This is a genomic window from Paenibacillus sp. J22P165, assembly GCF_059692015.1.
The window spans coordinates 17,427-33,383 of record NZ_JCAUAP010000027.1 but is presented as its reverse complement, the minus strand read 5'-3'; the positions used below and the strand labels follow the sequence as shown (position 1 = coordinate 33,383).

General features: G+C 38.7%; 12 protein-coding genes and 3 pseudogenes. 8 read left to right on the top strand and 7 right to left on the bottom strand.

The annotated features are described in order from the left end of the window. Positions 1 to 479: 479 nt before the first annotated feature. The 3 genes from AC58QM_RS34975 to AC58QM_RS34965 form a co-directional block, all read right to left on the bottom strand. Positions 480 to 1,913, bottom strand: coding sequence for a DHA2 family efflux MFS transporter permease subunit (locus AC58QM_RS34975; RefSeq protein WP_497289273.1), 1,434 nt, complete (start codon positions 1,911 to 1,913; stop codon positions 480 to 482). Between the two features lie 374 nt (positions 1,914 to 2,287). Further along, a complete protein-coding gene (locus AC58QM_RS34970; RefSeq protein ID WP_497289272.1) occupies positions 2,288 to 2,614 on the bottom strand; it encodes a dihydrofolate reductase family protein in 327 nt (108 codons plus the stop codon). 423 nt (positions 2,615 to 3,037) lie between these two features. Then, positions 3,038 to 3,484, bottom strand: a complete 447-nt coding sequence (locus AC58QM_RS34965) for a GNAT family N-acetyltransferase (protein WP_497289271.1) — start codon at positions 3,482 to 3,484, stop codon at positions 3,038 to 3,040. Positions 3,485 to 3,906: 422 nt separating this feature from the next. Here AC58QM_RS34965 and AC58QM_RS34960 point away from each other — a divergent pair, with 422 nt between their 5' ends. Continuing rightward, on the top strand, positions 3,907 to 4,944 hold the full coding sequence (locus tag AC58QM_RS34960; RefSeq protein ID WP_497289270.1) for a tyrosine-type recombinase/integrase: 1,038 nt from the start codon (positions 3,907 to 3,909) through the stop codon (positions 4,942 to 4,944). A 1,109-nt stretch (positions 4,945 to 6,053) separates the two neighbouring features. Here AC58QM_RS34960 and AC58QM_RS34955 read toward each other — a convergent pair. After that, positions 6,054 to 6,569, bottom strand: a complete 516-nt coding sequence (locus tag AC58QM_RS34955; RefSeq protein WP_497289275.1) for an AraC family ligand binding domain-containing protein — start codon at positions 6,567 to 6,569, stop codon at positions 6,054 to 6,056. Between the two features lie 25 nt (positions 6,570 to 6,594). On the opposite strand from AC58QM_RS34955, the pseudogene AC58QM_RS34950 reads away from it, so the two are divergent. Continuing rightward, positions 6,595 to 7,356 (top strand): annotated as a pseudogene (locus AC58QM_RS34950) (transposase); the annotation flags it as partial. 284 nt (positions 7,357 to 7,640) lie between these two features. Here the strand turns inward: AC58QM_RS34950 and AC58QM_RS34945 are convergent. Then, positions 7,641 to 8,570, bottom strand: coding sequence for a phosphotransferase family protein (locus AC58QM_RS34945; RefSeq protein WP_497289269.1), 930 nt, complete (start codon positions 8,568 to 8,570; stop codon positions 7,641 to 7,643). Positions 8,571 to 8,992: 422 nt separating this feature from the next. Between AC58QM_RS34945 and AC58QM_RS34940 the strand changes: the two genes are divergently transcribed. Both AC58QM_RS34940 and AC58QM_RS34935 read left to right on the top strand, forming a co-directional pair. After that, a complete protein-coding gene (locus tag AC58QM_RS34940; protein ID WP_497289268.1) occupies positions 8,993 to 9,328 on the top strand; it encodes a WGxxGxxG family protein in 336 nt (111 codons plus the stop codon). A 95-nt stretch (positions 9,329 to 9,423) separates the two neighbouring features. Continuing rightward, positions 9,424 to 10,110 (top strand): annotated as a pseudogene (locus tag AC58QM_RS34935) (manganese catalase family protein); the annotation flags it as partial. A gap of 45 nt (positions 10,111 to 10,155) precedes the next feature. On the opposite strand, the gene AC58QM_RS34930 reads toward AC58QM_RS34935, so the two are convergent. Together AC58QM_RS34930 and AC58QM_RS34925 are read right to left on the bottom strand one after the other, a co-directional pair. Further along, the gene (locus AC58QM_RS34930; protein ID WP_497289267.1) at positions 10,156 to 10,344 is read right to left on the bottom strand and encodes a hypothetical protein; all 189 of its coding nucleotides are present in this window, start codon (positions 10,342 to 10,344) and stop codon (positions 10,156 to 10,158) included. Positions 10,345 to 10,456: 112 nt separating this feature from the next. Beyond that, a pseudogene (locus AC58QM_RS34925) lies at positions 10,457 to 11,488 on the bottom strand (ribonuclease J); the annotation flags it as partial. Positions 11,489 to 11,746: 258 nt separating this feature from the next. On the opposite strand from AC58QM_RS34925, the gene AC58QM_RS34920 reads away from it, so the two are divergent. The 4 genes from AC58QM_RS34920 to thpR all read left to right on the top strand — a co-directional run bounded on the left by AC58QM_RS34920 (position 11,747) and on the right by thpR (position 15,563). Continuing rightward, on the top strand, positions 11,747 to 12,610 hold the full coding sequence (locus AC58QM_RS34920; RefSeq protein ID WP_497289266.1) for an MBL fold metallo-hydrolase: 864 nt from the start codon (positions 11,747 to 11,749) through the stop codon (positions 12,608 to 12,610). Positions 12,611 to 12,696: 86 nt separating this feature from the next. After that, a complete protein-coding gene (locus AC58QM_RS34915; RefSeq protein WP_497289265.1) occupies positions 12,697 to 13,215 on the top strand; it encodes a DUF3231 family protein in 519 nt (172 codons plus the stop codon). A gap of 142 nt (positions 13,216 to 13,357) precedes the next feature. Then, entirely contained in the window at positions 13,358 to 14,572 is a 1,215-nt protein-coding gene (gene bcbE / locus AC58QM_RS34910) for a bacillibactin exporter BcbE (RefSeq protein WP_497289264.1), read from the top strand. A 397-nt stretch (positions 14,573 to 14,969) separates the two neighbouring features. Next, complete coding sequence (thpR, locus tag AC58QM_RS34905) at positions 14,970 to 15,563, top strand: RNA 2',3'-cyclic phosphodiesterase (protein WP_497289263.1); 594 nt, start codon at positions 14,970 to 14,972, stop codon at positions 15,561 to 15,563. The last annotated feature ends 394 nt before the right edge of the window (positions 15,564 to 15,957 follow it).

The window sequence follows — 15,957 nt, the reverse complement described above, 5'->3', positions numbered from 1 at the left end:
ATTTACTTCCGTGCTTAATAGGACGGTTCTTTCTCATGCACTTTTTTTAGTATACCACCTCATGAACCTACTATTAATAATTAAATATTGACAAGCTATTAGCTGGAATAGGTGAGCGAAAGGTTGCCGATCGTGCAGGCAGCCTCCCTTTGCTATGTATTGAACAAACGTGTCCCGTTTGTTGAAAGGTCATCTTTGCTTCTGAATTTAACGATCAAGAATCCGTTTATGATAGAGATCAACCAAATCCGTCGGTCCACTCTCGCCCCATCCCAAAGTTACCGTATTTTCATAATGTATGAGAGTACCCGCAAGTGCTATTTAGAATAATTATTCACAATATTAAAAAATTGATGTGAGTCTAGTTTTGGTTATGGTCAAAAACGTTGTATCCTTAACAAAAAAGGAACACTTAATCCCATTCTGGGTTTGTGTTCCTTTTTCCAAATCTATTGTTGATTACTCCTATTATTGGAATTTCAATGCATCGAATTCATCGTCGCATGCTTAACGACGACACGGCGGATGAAGAACGCCGCGGCTAGCCCGAGGAGTGTAACAGTCATCGCGAACATGAACACGTTCTGTGAACCGAACATCATGGCTTTAGCCATCTCGGCCGGCTCACTCGGCATCGATGAGCCGATCAAATACTTTTCCATGCCCTTAGTAAGAATGCTGATTGCTACTGCCGTTCCGATCGCACCTGCGACCTGTTGCAGCGTGTTCATGACTGCCGTTCCATGTGGGTAAAGTTCTGGCGGCAGTTGGTTAAGCCCGTTCGTCTGCGCCGGCATCCATACCATGGATATACCAATCATGAGACCAATATGCAAGGACACGATAAAAGCTACAGAAGAGGCAACTGATATACTGGAAAAAAACCATAACATCACTGCTACGATGACAAGGCCGGGGATAACGAGCCACTTAGGCCCGTACTTATCAAACAAGCGTCCCATGCGCGGCGACAAGACACCATTCAACGCACTGCCTGGCAGCAGCATGAGCCCGGTAGCAAACGCGGATAGTTTCATCCCGTTCTGCAGATACATCGGCAAAATAATCATACTTGATAAGATGATCATCATACACGACAGCACAAGAAGCAGCCCCACAATAAACATAGGGTACTTGAAGACTCGCAAGTTCATCATCGGCCCACGCATTAACATTTGGCGAAGTGTGAACAATACAAGCGCGATTAGGCCGATAACAATAGATGAGAGCACGATTGCACTAGTCCAGCCTCCCTCCCCTTCGCCCGCCTTACTGAAACCAAAGACTACACCGCCGAAGCCTAGTGATGACAAAATAATAGACAATGGATCAATCCTCGGTCTTGTGACCTCAGTGACGTTTTCCAGAAATTTCAATCCTATCAACAGCCCTATGACCAAAAAAGGAAGAGACAGCCAGAAAATGTAGTGCCATGATAAATATTCGATTAAAAGACCTGCCACAGTAGGGCCAGTTGCCGGTGCGAACATGATGACGAGACCAACGAAGCCCATCGCTGCCCCGCGCTGCTCTGGAGGGTAAACTACGAGAATCGTATTAAACATGAGCGGAATCAATAAACCCATGCCGGCTGCCTGCAGAACGCGAGCGACCATCAGCATTTCAAAATTGAAAGCAAGCGCTGCAATCAATGTCCCAACGATCGAGCTTACAAGCGAAACAATGAAAAGCTGCCTAGTAGTCAACCATTGTAGCAGTAAACCTGTCATCGGCATCAGAATTCCAAGAGTCAGCAAAAAGCCAGTCGTTAACCACTGTGCAGTCGCGGCCGAAATCTGGAAAACGTCCATTAAATTACTAATTGCTATGTTGAGTGCTGTCTCGCTGAACATGCCTACGAAACCGCAAATGAGCAGAGACGCCATTATAGCCCGCGTATTATATTTCTTCATATTAATTTCATTTCCCTCTCCTGAAAACTATTTTAAATAGTACTCTATCTATTGGGATCCGCTATAAAATACAACAGAGTGAGCACTTATACAAGTCCAAAACAAATTCAACAATATGAATATTGATTTGGTCCCTTCCGTTAATACAGTTGTGGCCTTTAATATCTCGATAAGTGACGTGAAAAAAAATTCTATATTGACCGTTAAAGAAACAACGGCAGCCGAACTTTGAACGATTGCCCTCGTGTTTTGATTGAGCTATCGTTCACCGTTAGAGCGGCACACCTTGTACAGCGCGACTATTTCTCCAACTCAAAGCGGGTCGCAATAATGCCCGACTTGAGCGATTGGGTGGACAGCAGCTTGAGCCTGATTTACTCAACGACGCCGTCAAAATTTCCGTTGCCCAGGACGACCGGACAAATCGTCATTAGAAATTCATTGATCAGACCGAGCTCAAGCAACGTCTTCCCCGCCACCGGGCTGCCGAAGATAACGAGATTTTTGCCAGGCTGCTCCTTGAGCGCCTTGATTTCCTCTGCGATTTTGTCATTAATCAGCATCGTATTGTTCCATTCCGCCTTTTCCATCGTGCCGGAAATGACAATCTTCTTAACATCCTGCAACCATTTAGCATGCTCCATACCGTGCCTCGACGAATTCGGATCATCTAGCACTGTGGCCCAGTAGCTCTCCATCATCTGACACGTCATACGTCCTTAAACGGGAGAGCCGACTTCGGCTACGACCTCCTCGGCGTATTTCTCAAATTCCTCGTTGTACGGAATCCAATCAGTCCTCCGTTTGAGTCTGACGCATACCCATCCAGCGACACATGCACAGTACGAGTTTTCTCATATCCGTTTCTCCTCCGATTTCAAATTTATCTTGTTCGATTTTTTTACCGTTGTCCTGTGTTTTGTCCTGTTGTTTCATCCACTATAAATCATTACGTTACGTAAGGTTCAAGGGGGTTCTAATTTTTTTTGCAGACAACAATGTTGCGCAAAACTGCCCGATAGTTGAGCAAACGGCAGCCGATCAATTAACCGACTGCTGTGTGAGTAATTGAGCTTTTCCTTCGGTAGCTAAACAATGTCTATAAGCGATACGCTGACAGTTTTTTAATTAAGTTGAAGTAAACGTATGATTTCACCATCAATTATCTCTTCACTTGCCTTTTTAAACCCCAAGGATTCATACATTTCTCCAGCAATTAAGTTATTAGGTCTGTGCCCGATCATAATTCTTTTGCAGCCCATTGATTCAATCAGTTCAATTAGTTGTTTCATTGCTGTCTTTCCGTAACCCTTACCCTGGTGATTTTCATCAATCATTATTGCAGGTATCCAGTGGTTGCCATCCGAGTCTGGATATTTACAAAAAGTAAGAAATCCGATTAAATTATCATCACAATAAATTGCACGCAGCTCAAAATCATCAACATATTTAGATTCTGCAATCCAATAAACAACAGGTGCAGGAAAAACATCTAGTTGTTCTTTCTTAACTATTAACTTGGTACAATCATACCAGTTTTCAATGGACACTTGCTTTAATTTAATACCCAAAAAAAATTCCTCCCAATATTACTTCATAGTGGATTTTATCTCTCCATGACTATAATTGAACATCCTTCATTGTAACCACAACAGCATGGGAATTTTTCATACCACATCACTCCTTTCAATTGGGAAATCACCCATTCATCTTACCACTAAGTTTTTCGTCTTAATTGGTACAAAACAGCTATAAAAATTGACTCTTGAGATCTGACTCTAAAGTTGATCATCCACCACGCTCTACTGCCCGTTAGCTCAACGCTGCCGCGTGAGTCTAAAACATTATACTCTCAAAAAATCAATGGTGATTAGAAAAGATGAGCCATGTGCAAGTGCGTACAATAAAGGAGTTACGAGAGTGACTAATAATATATTTAATGGTAATAATACTATTAAATATATTATTACAACATTTTCTTCTGGAGGAAAAAATGAATGTCATCAAACAAAAGGATCTGACTGAACTCTTGACTAGAGTGCCACTATTCCCAACTTATGTTAGAAATTATTTTGAAATAAAAATGGACGAGCTATCTTCATCCTCACTTCTTGGATATTCATACGATTTTGAATATTTTTTTTCTTATTTAATTACTGAGAGAAAAACTTCTGCACAAGAAATTAAAAATATTACAATTTTTGAAATAGAGTCTCTTAATCTAGATGACATTACAACGTATCAATATTTTTTAGAAACTAAAATTAATAATTCCAAAGTAACACGTGAGAGGAAAATTCAATCTTTAAAATCTCTTTTTCGTTTTCTTAGTGAAATAGCGGAAGATGAAAATCATTATCCAATCTTAAAACGAAATGTTATGGCTAAATTAAAGACAAAGAGGATAGAACTTAATACCACGATTCCTGGGGATAAAATTTTGTGTCAAAATGAGATTGAAGAATTTATTGAATTTGTTGATAATGGTTATGCGTCTACAATAATCGATAATAAACATGCCAGCTATTATTATTGTTTAAATCGTGAACGTGATTCAGCAATAATAAGTCTCGTACTTTATTCTGGACTAGGGTTAACAGAGGTGGTCAATCTTAACGGGGAAGATTTCTATTATTCAAATCATGAGACCGTGGTATATGTGCCATATAATGAGAGTAAAATTAAAGTCTTTTTCGATCAGAGAGCTTGTTATTATCTTAATAGATACAAAGAAATACGAATAAATCGATACCAGCCCAATAAGGATGAGAAAGCTTTCTTTCTATCACTTCGTATGGGGGAAAGTACAGGGAATCGTATGTTAAAACGTGGGATTCAGGATATGGTCTCTAAGTATGCAATTGCATTTGGTAAGAACATAACAATTAACAATTTAAAATCTTCCTTCGCAACTACTTTTATTAACATTAACGACATTCAAACCTTAAAAACCCAATTGCGACATAATACAATTGAGACTACTGAAAGATATAGCCAAATTTCTCGACGGTTGCCGATACATGTTCAATAACCTCTTATGTTCAGCGTTCAGGTTCACTTCAATGACCTTTTCAGTAGCCGAAATAAATTTCATGTAAGCAACTTAATTTTCAATCTACCTACTTTTTTTTTTGATTAGGTGACAGAACTATTTAAGTTATCAAAGCAAAATCCATCTACTTTCGGAACAACGCCTACTAATGGTGCCCCCACAAAATCTGGTACTACTTATAGGAAGCCGGACAATGTTCCTGTAATATCTTTTAGAATCGCTTGGAACGCTTCATTGTTCCCACGTATTTCGGTAAAGAGTAAAATCCTCATTTTCAAGTCAGTTACCTCCTGATTAACAGTTTATTTGACCACTATACTGCGCTATCCATAATTTCAACGAGGCTACCAATCATGCCGGCAGCCTCGTCTTGTTTTCTTATAAACAAACGTTCTGAGGTTTTGTCTTTCCAACCCATTTATTTAATCTGCAACTTCCCCCATGTTGAATCCAAGAACCGAAAAGTGCAATTAGCAATAATATAATAAGGGATACAAACTATTTTCCAAGTCGATTGATATCATTAGCCCTTCTGATTCGCAAATACAAACACAGAGACCCACGAACTAATGTACATTAAAACATATAAAATAATCTATGCCATTCTTTTTCCCATATTCAGTTTATTATGCTTCAACTCAGAGGTTATTTTTAATAAATTATACGATTACCAATATTTATAATTTCCGTTATTCCGACCGTTAGTTGAACAAAGGCTCCAAACGGCTAAATACCATTAAGAATTAAATTGCTTGACGTACTTTTGAAAATATATAATAAACCGAATTATGAGACACTAATGTGTCTTGTATTATGAAAAATAACCCTCAAAAATACATCGTTCAATTACCGCGGAGAACACATCATCATAATGTCTATCATGGAAAACAATACAACTTCTTGTCTTTTGGAAAAGACAAGAAGTTGTATCCATAATATAAAAAAACCGCGTCATATGCGGCTGATAATGCATATATGTTTTTGTCCTCTTACACTCAGTAATTAGTATAGCACCACCTTCTTCTCGCTTTTCTATTGAAAAATCTTGACAAGTTATTAGCTGGTTTAGCGTAACGCGGCTACCGTTATTACATAGCTATCCTCATATTGACCAATTGTGCAGCCTCTTCCAAAGCGATGTGCCTTGCGTAGTTTTCTCGAATGAATGCGAATAACAGATCAAAACTCTTCGTTCGTCTCCGGTCATCAAAAAGCTGATTAACCCTCTGCTCTATCTGCTCAAAATTATCATTCCTTCTGATTGCTGCTGTCATAATCAATTGTAAATAAGAGCGAACAGCTAACTCGTAGCCAAGTTTTTTCTCTTCAAACTCACTAATGATTTGAAGAACCGCTTTTTCAAATTGTCCATAGTCCTGATCTTCAGCGCTCAGTTTTACAGGAAATCGTTTCTGCCCTAACATAAATGGCAAGATCATGGCTCCGTATAAAGGATCACCAGCATCACTATTGAACAACGACTTATTAAAAACAATCGCATAATAATCAACATCCATATTGTTAACGGAATAACCTGAATGCAGCTCACCAGAATGGACAAACAGCAAATCACCCGGCGAACTTTCGTAGGGGCCCCCTCCAATATCAAATACGGCATGCCCTTTTACTATCCAAGCAAAACTACAGTTCCAGGCTATTCTTGATCAAGTTTTCCCTGAATATCATGGCGTGTTTGGTGATCTTTATTCAAAGGTGTCCCTTCGATTTTTGGCTTTACACCCAACATCAAAAGAAGTCCTAGAAATGTCTGAGTTGGAGATTACTAGTGCAATTCAAAGTCTTACTGGACGCGGCAAATCCGTCTCATGGAGCTTGGAACGTGCTCAAATCTTAGTAGCGGCAGCAAAGCGAAATCCCTTTAAGGAGACGGCTTTTTCAAGCCATTTAATCTCCATGCAGCTGCTCATCAAATTGCTTTTTCAATACCAGGATCATCTATCAACCCTTAATAAATCGGTAGATGGCCTGGCTGAAGAGCTACTTGAATATGATTTAATTCAATCTATACCCGGAATTGGCACTAAGATTGCTGCAACAATTTTAGCTGAGATTGGTGAGATCGATCGGTTTGATCACGCAAAGAAACTGGTGGCCTTTGCTGGTGTTGATCCAAGTGTTTTTTCTTCAGGTAAGTTTGTAGCTACCCAAAATAAAATCACTAAGCACGGCTCCAGGAGGTTTCGTACTGCCTTGTATCAAGCTGTAAGATGCGGTATTCGTAGTAATAGAAATAAGAAATTAAGGACTTATTATGATAAGAAACGTGCTGAAGGAAAGCTATTCAAAGTTGCAGTAATTGCATGTGTGAATAAACTCATTCACTGGATTTTTGCCATCTTAACTACTAAGGAAGCATTCCGGTTAGAGTGAACAACAAAAAGTAGAAATATATGGAATCTATATCCGTGCTTAATAGGACGGTTCTTTCCCATGCACTTTTTAAAGTATACCACCTCATGAACCTACTATTAATTAAATATTGACAAGATATTAGCTGGAATAGCTCAATGATCGATCTTGACTTGTAATACAACTCACATTTCAAATCACAAAGTATAGTTGACTACAAAGTATTTATCAGCATAAAAGGACAAAACCACTCCTGACAACGGAGTGGTTTTTTTTGGATTAGAACTTCTCTTTTATTAAAGCAGTTAAAGAAAAATCACAACTGGAATTCCTAATTTATCGCAAATAATCTTTGTGTCTTTATGATGTTCCTCTGATGGATTGGCATATTCAAGACACCAAAGTAATTGAAGTAATAATCTACGTTGTGTGTAGTCTGTTGGAATAGGATTGATGGTTTGATATTCTTCAAAGAACCCTTTACCAATCATACCTCTCCATAATTCTAACCGTGCCAAATCAGATTCAAATCCACCAGCCCACGCACTATCAAAATCTACAATACCTGATAACTCCCATTGTCCATTTCTTTCTCTAACAAGGATATTTCCAGGATTCAAATCGTCGTGTGTTAATCGAGGACTGATAACATCGTTAAACAAACATTCATTTTGTTGTAACAGTGACACAAACAACTCTTGATTGTAAGGATCCCTTATGCGTTGTTTAGCACGATTTGATAAAGCCGATATATAATTCGTATCGGTGGTGTTGATTTGCCCCTGAATGCCAATTTCACCAAAAGTATTATATTCAATGGAGTGCAGCTGAGCGACGGCACGACCAAGGTCTCGATTTACTTTTTGTAAATCATCCACATGTAAGTCCATTTTTACATCGGACCACAATCGACCATCAATTTGTGTCATTAGAAGATAACGATATGGAACAATATCATATGACATATCAAAGGTTAGCGCTTCAAAAGTGGGAACCGAGGTATGTTTACGAACTTGTTGGTTAATAGTAAAAGTACGATTAAAAGGACTTAAAATTGGAGCTTTAGGTCCTGCTAATTTTAAAACCACACGCTCAGACGGATTAACAAGGGTTAGACTTACAACTAAATAATCATTTTTCCTTAGTAGAACTTCATACTCACAGAGAGTACATTTTTTACCGAAATATTGCTGTACTATGTGTTTAAGAACTAATAATTCATTTTCAGATACCATATCAGACCTCTTTTAAACCTTTAATAAAATCCATATAATAACTTCTATACGCACATCTATTTAACCTGCTCTTCGAGACATCAAACAGAACAACCTCACTTCAATAGAAGTGAGGGTTGTTCTGTTTGATAAAGTAACTAATAGTTGTTAAGTAAATATATTAACCACCAGAATTTATATTGGCATCATCAATACCATTATTGCTGCTACTTTTTTTGCTGCTGTTTTGATTGGATTTTTGGTTTTTTTGCCTTGCTGATTCTATACTCTTTTTTGGTTCGTCATAACGTAAGCCCATCCGTCTGAGTAATTTGGAACACTCATATTATATGTTTTTATGAACAATCTACACCATCCATTTAGTGGACTTCTTGGGTCCACTCTCATTCGTATAATTGATTTACATAAAGGAGAAAACAAAGGTGTCAAAACAAATAATTTTGAAGGAGAGAAGCCAAATGAAAAAGCAGTCCTTTTCGTTTTTCTTAAGTATCTGTTTCATGTTTCTATTATGTACAGGGGTATCAGCCGCGGATAATACAGGTATGACTGGATCGGTTAATTACGGAAATGGTTCAGGGAATGGTACGACTACTGCCAATAGTTACGGGACAAATAATGGTTATGGGACAAATTCAACCGCTACTTATAGAACTAATGCTGCTAATGATGACAATGATAACAATTGGGGTTGGCTTGGCCTTCTAGGGTTAGTCGGTTTAGCTGGGTTAAAAAAGCGGAATCGTGAACATACCTAAACATAAAACAGATTTTCAAATAACCGTCTTTTTATAAGGCGGTTATATTTTATATCAAACCTCAAGAATTAATATCAAAGGAAATGAGTGAATATATGTATTATTATAAAGAAGAACTGATTAATCAAATTGTTCCAGACAAACCAGATCCAGCAGCAGCTAAAGTTTTACAAGAAGCTTTAGGCGGACAATTTGGTGAAATGAGAACTATGATGCAATATTCTTTTCAAAGCTCTAATTTCAGAGGTAAAGCTACACAGTACCGTGACTTAATCCGCGGCGTATTTCTAGAAGAAATTTCCCATGTGGAACTGGTTCAAAATACGATAAATCAACTGTTAAACGATTCGGGTAACTCCACAGCTGTGGGGAATGCAGGTATCGATGGCGCACCTCTTGATGAAGCGGTCAAACATGCAAATCCCCATCATTACATTGTTGGTGCTCAAGCTTCCTTACCCGTAGATGCAGGTGGTAATCCGTGGAATGGTTCATGGGTGTATTCTCACCGTAATTTAATTAGTGATTTGTTGGATAATTTAGTCCTTGAATCAACGGGAGTACTTCAAAAAAGTAGAATTTATGAAATGAGCTCCAATAAAACGTTCCGGGAGACCCTTGGATTCCTCATCGTTCGAGATAATGCTCACCAAAATGCTTTTGCTAAAGCTTTAGAAACGTTAGGTGTGGATTGGGGGAAACTTTTCCCAGTTCCTAATTATGATATAAATAAGTATCCTGAATGCAGAAAATTTGTAGAGATGGGTTATCATAATATTCAATAAGTATCATCAGGAGTAAGCCTATTTTACTTTAATGAACTTTAACTAGTCGCTATCGTTATCATTATTGAAAATTTCATCCAACTCTGAACTATGTTCGTTTGCGGCTGCTTGGATCTCTTCATCTACTTTATTACTCCCTTGAATTTGCTCCGCAGCTTCGGATTGATTGTTCAATTGCTCAACAATTTGACCAGCGCCATGAGCGCCTTGATGTCCTCGACTTGATGTCATCGTAGTTGCACCCTCCCTTATCGATAAATAAACTTCCAGCTATATTATGACGTTATTTCCCAACCTTATTCACGAATATTAAACCTGAATGATAATCGGCAATATCATTGGCCTTCTTTTGGTCTGGGTTAGGCGTAGCCGCTAGAATAACTGTATCACCTGAGGAGACTTCGACTTGACGGTGTGTACCACTGGCTAAACGAGCTAATGCAGCCATGGGTTCCCCTTGACTTCCTGTACAGAGGATGACCAGCTCATTTGGAGAATAACGATTCACATCTTGAGCCTCAATCAACATATCAGGAGGCATTCTTAAATAGCCAAGTGTTAACGCAATATCTACGACATTGACCATACTTCTTCCTAAAAGGGCGATTTTCCTGTTTGTTTTCTCAGCAGCAATGATAACCTGCTGTAACCGGTTAACGTTAGAGGCAAAAGTTGATAAAAATATTTTGCCTGTAGCTTTTGTAAATGCCTCCTCAATATGATCTCCTACTAATCGTTCAGAAGGTGTGAATCCTGGCCGCTCAGCATTCGTACTCTCAGAAAGTAGAGCAAGTACACCATTTTGACCAATAGCTGCCATCTTATGTATATCTGCATATTGCTCATTTACCGGTGTTAAATCAAACTTGAAATCTCCTGTATGTACAACTACTCCTTGCGGGGTATTGAAGGTAATGCCTAAGCAATCCGGAATACTGTGGTTAGTCCGAAAAAAGCTTAAAGGGATGTCCCCTAATGTAAGGCTAGAATTTGCATCTATTTCATGTAAGGTAGTCGTGTTAAGAAGCCCATGTTCTTTCAGTTTTCCCTTTATAAGCCCAAGGGTAAGTCGCGTAGCATAAATTGGCATGCTCAACTGTTTGATAATATAGGGAATACCACCAATATGATCCTCGTGTCCATGAGTTATAACCAACCCCCTTACTTTATCTCTATTTTCAAGCAAGTAGGAGATATCAGGGACGATCAGATCTATACCCATCAGGCTTTCATCTGGAAATTTAGATCCACAGTCGATAACGATGAGATCATCGTTATATTGAATGACATACATATTTTTTCCAATTTCGTTTACACCACCGAGGGCAATTATTGAAAGCTTATCCTGAATTGACTCCAATAAAAAAACCTCCATAGCTTGTTCAATTAAATTTTAGGTGAATTTCGACGCTTGATAATCGTACAAATAAAACATTTCGTTTTTTTCCCCTTTAACAATTGCTCATTCTCGCAAAGTAAACAACGCATGTGATCACCTCTGTTGTAATGTGTCCAAAAGTTATAGTGAAAAATTCACTTTACAGTAACTTTATCCTAAATGTAGATACAATTATTAAGTAGATTTGGACATAATATCGAGAAATTTATTTCACTTTAAAATAGGGGGACACTAATGGAACATACTCATTATAGGGATATGGAAGATATTTTGGCAGATAATTATATACCGATGACTTCCGTTAGAAGCGGTGTCGGTGAAGGGGTTAGCGAAGATCTATTCTGCTATACCAATCAGATCGTTAATATAAGTTTAGTTGGCACTGCTGAAGATTGGGTGTTAGTTGATACGGGTATGCCACAATCCGCAAACCGTATTTTGAAAATGGTTAAAGATCATTTTGGCGTAGCTTCGAAACCAAAGGCCATCGTTCTAACGCACGGGCACTTTGATCACGTTGGTGCTGTTGTTGACCTTGTCGAGTCTTGGAATGTATTGGTGTATGCCCACGAATTAGAAATACCTTATTTAACCGGCCAAGCCAGTTATCCAGAACCTGACGGATCCGTTGAAGGTGGTATTATTGCTAAATTATCACCTTTCTTTCCTAATGAACCGATCAACCTTGGAAGTCATGTTCATCGTTTACCATCAGATGGCAGCATCCCTGGAATGTCCGGATGGCGATGGATTCATACGCCAGGTCATACTCCAGGACATGTCTCGTTATTTCGAGATAAGGATAGGGCACTTATTGCAGGTGATGCATTTATAACGGTTGAGCAGGACTCACTATACAAGGTCTTAACTCAGAAAAAGCACCTGACAGGGCCTCCAGTATACTTTACAACCGATTGGCATGCAGCTGAGCAGTCTGTTAGAAAGCTAGAAGCTTTAAAGCCAAGTGTTGCAATATGCGGTCATGGGGTACCTATGTCTGGTGAGGAACTAGCAATCGGATTATTACAATTGGCAACGGATTTTAAAAATATAGCTGTCCCCAATCATGGCCGTTATGTAGATAACAATATTCATTGATGTAGATTGATGGGCACATGAATTGTAAAGTGACACATGGGTATGATAATCAAGTCATTAAATTAGAAAAAAAGGAGCTACACTATATGGGAATTTTAAGCGGCAATCCAAAAGATGAACCTTTACACTACGGAGAAATCTTTAGTGTATGGACAGCATCCACAGTGGCAAAAGGAGCTGTATCCTGTTATCAAGCATATTTAAATCATTCAGGAGACAAAGATCTTAAAAAGATACTCGACGGTCTCATTGATCAAGCAAATCTTGAAATAAAAGAATTAGATAAAATACTTATTGATAACGGAATTGCCACAGTTCCAATAATGCCTGAAAGACCGGCAGTTAAACTCGAGGATATCCCCGTCGGTGCAAGATTCGCGGATCCCGAGATTGCAGCCAAAATTGCTGCTGACGTTTCATTGGGATTGGTTGCCTGCAGTCAAGCTATGGGCCAATCCATTAGAGTTGATATTGGCGCTTTATTTGCAAAATACCATATAACTAAAACAGCATTAGGCCTTAAAATACTGGATATGAGTAAAGAAAAAGGTTGGCTTGTTCCTCCTCCACTACAAATAAAAAGGCCTGAAGCAGTAAATGCGTAGTTTTGATTTAAATCTTTAAAAATCAATAAATTAAAATAAGTGAGCAGGATTTCTGCTCACTTATTAACCCATACATACTACTTTGAGGAGGTTGAATTATGGGTGAAAGTGGGACGACGACATATAGGTTAGGTACTGAATCTTGAAAGAAAATAAATGGAGCCTTATCTCAATTGCATCCATTCCATTGATTATGACTTTGGGAAATTCCATGCTTATTCCCGTTCTACCTACAATTCGTAACAAATTACATATAACTTCGTTTCAAGTAAGCTTATTAATTACGGTTTACTCTGCAGTAGCCATTATACTTATACCGATTGCTGGGTATTTATCGGATCGTTTTGGCAGGAAGCTCATCATTATCCCCAGTTTACTTATTACTGGAATTGGTGGTTTAATCTCTGGTTTAGGGGCATGGTGGCTGGAACAACCCTATGTGGTCATTATGCTAGGTCGTGCGTTACAAGGAGTAGGAGCAGCGGGAGCTTTCCCCATTGTGCTGCCACTTGTCGGTGACATTTATAAGAATGAGAGCGAAGTTAGTAAAAGCCTGGGGATTGTAGAAACAGCCAACACGCTAGGAAAAGTTCTGAGTCCTATTTTAGGGTCGCTGCTGGCTTTCGTTGTCTGGTTTTTACCCTTTCTCACCATACCTGTGTTGTGTGTTGTATCTACTGTATTAGTTGCCTTTCTAGTTAAATCTCCCAAGAAAAAAGGTGGGAATGAAGAAAAAGTAACGTTTAGGCACTTTCTTCAAAATCTTAAGCAAATATTTGTAAACAATGGCCGTTGGTTATCAGCAATTTTTGCTATTGGTTGCATCTGTATGTTTGTTATTTTTGGGACACTGTTTTATTTGTCAGACATACTGGAGGATAAATACCAGATAAAAGGCATATGGAAAGGATTTGTAATTGCTATCCCTTCTGCTGCACTATGTCTTGCTTCATTCATTACAGGTAGAAAAATTGGTAAAAATAAAAAGTTAATGAAGTGGATCACTTTTTTTGGAATAGCGATAGTAACCGCCTCTCTTGTTGTTTCTGGTGTGGTTCAATCCCTATACTGGTTGATTACTATAATTAGTATTGCAGGCATTGGTATTGGTGTTACACTACCCTGCTTAGATTCCTTGATAACGGAAGGAATAGATAAAGCAGAAAGAGGCACAATAACTTCCATCTATAGCTCTATGAGGTTCATTGGCGTTGCAGTTGGTCCCCCACTGGCTTCAGTTCTTGTGAAATTTTCACCTCAACTTATGTTCTATAGTATCTCTGGTACTTGTGTAGTTGCTGCGCTTCTTGCTTTATTCGCTATTAGACCAATTCAAGAAGGAACGAATGCAAAGTAAAGAAGATCTCCAATTTATGGAGGTCTCTTTTTACTATTCATATACTTAAATCTGGGCATCCTAACATTGAATTCATATCATGTTAAAAAGGAGACACTCAATGAGAAAGATCATCATAGTTACAATTTCTATTTTTCTAACTTTTACATTCAATATTTGTGCGGTTAATAGCTTAAGTATAACAAGTATTTATGGTACGAGAGCTGTTACGATGGATACAAGCTATTCTCCTTTACCAGATAACAGTATAATAGATAACAAACATGTGACTAGTTACAAAAACACAGGAACAGTATTGGAGTACTAATGCATTGCGACATTGAATTAGTGTGAGCAAATAATGGGTATGCTAAAACTGAACAAAACACCATAACCATATGATGAATGCGAGGCTATAATGAATCAAGTCAATCTAGTGCGATTATTTGTTGCTGTACCGGTCCCGCCCGGAATTAAGCATGCTTTCGCCAGCTGGATCGATCAAATCAAACCACATCTGTCTTTTCGTAAATGGGTTCATCCTGGGGACCTGCATATTACACTGCAGTTTCTCGGAGATACACCGTCAGGAAGCGTCCTTCGCATTAACCAAGTTCTGCATGAAATAATGACAGTAACTAGTCCACTCTCTCTTCGTGTGGAACCCCTCGGCTTTTTCGGGCGATCGACCCAGCCTTCTGTGCTGTGGGCCGGTGTCGGCGGCGACGTAGAGAGGCTTCGCAACTTACAAAAACGGGTAGCCGACGCACTTACGCCACTTGGCTTTTCTATTGAAGATCGTAATTTTCACCCACACTTAACGCTTGCACGCAATTACATAGGCAAGACTTCATTTGATCATAATACGTTGAGTACTTTTACGATGCTTAATTCTTTCCCAGAAGACCTACTTTCGTGGAAATCAAATGAAGTTATGCTTTACCGGAGTCATTTAAACACGCGGCCAATGTATGAAGCTATTACTTTCGACGATGATTTGAAGTCTGAATGAGCTTCAGAATGGGTGGACGGTTTGATACATCATTTTCTCAGGAGGTTTTTTCAAATTGAAAAATAAATCGTTCATCTCTGCACGTTTAATTGCTAGTTCATTGGGCGTTGCAACAGCTGTATCTTTTCCGATTTACTTTGCAATGAAGGGAAAATAAATGCGAATGATAAGATAGCTCCCTCTCTTCTGTTATACGAAGTAGTTAGGAATCAATTCTAAATAAACAATAACCCAAAGGAAGCTAATCCCTTGGGTTATTACTCTGTTTAGTTATAATCCCCTTCTGTTATAAAATATCTTGGGAAGTCTTCTTCATAACATCGATGTGTCACGTGATCATGTACGGATAAATAACCAATTATTCACAGGATAAAAGCAGGCTGATTCCTAATAA